Genomic DNA, 676 nt, shown 5'->3' with positions numbered 1-676 from the left:
ACCCCGCAGGTGTCCGACATCAGTTTGGAATGATGTCCGACTTCAGCGTGGAACAGCGTCCGCCATCACGCTGGAACACTGTCCGCCATCAGCATGGAGTCGTGTCCGCCATCGCGTGGAATACGCATCATGTGTTTGTCATGTGCTGGAAAGCCGCGCCCGACTAGCTCGCAAAGGCGGCCAAGAAGGCGTCAGCGAATTCGGGCGTGGCGCTAAAGGTCAGCGTCACCGTGATCCATCCGTCCGCCTCGTGCTGAATCAGCAGTTCGTGGTCCCAGACGTGGCCGTCTTCCACCGGCCCCTTTCGGTCACCGAACTCTGTGTTCGCCCAGGCCAGCACAACATCCACTTCGGCCATCACCGCCGCATGGCCGGCGCTCTCCCGTGTGGAAGCCATGGCTTCCAAGGTGATCGTGCCATCGGTGCTGTCGCTGAGGTCGAAGGTGAGATGGCGCATGCATGAAGCCTTGAACAACCCGCTGCGAAACTTCCTGAGCGCTGGCCCCCAGCTCGGGCAGTGGCGAGATCGTATTCACGCGGCCGGCTTGTTCAGAGAGGCGACCTCCCGAGCCAAGGCGAAGCCATGCTCCCACGCTTCTTCAATCTTGGGGACCAGATCTTTCGGAACGCGTTCATCGTGCCAGGCGGAAGTCAGCGTAGCTGCCATGGCGTCCGC

1 protein-coding gene is annotated in these 676 nt (G+C 61.5%); it reads right to left on the bottom strand.

The features are described 5' to 3' along the window. Positions 1-163: 163 nt before the first annotated feature. Positions 164-457: a hypothetical protein gene (locus M3149_RS22675; RefSeq protein ID WP_251711613.1), complete on the bottom strand. Its 294-nt coding sequence runs from the start codon at positions 455-457 to the stop codon at positions 164-166. Between the last annotated feature and the right edge of the window lie 219 nt (positions 458-676).

Source organism: Hydrogenophaga intermedia, from assembly GCF_023715105.1.
Classification (GTDB): domain Bacteria; phylum Pseudomonadota; class Gammaproteobacteria; order Burkholderiales; family Burkholderiaceae_C; genus Hydrogenophaga; species Hydrogenophaga intermedia_A.
Note: the sequence above shows the minus strand (reverse complement) of the source record. Positions and strands in the feature narration are given on the sequence as shown.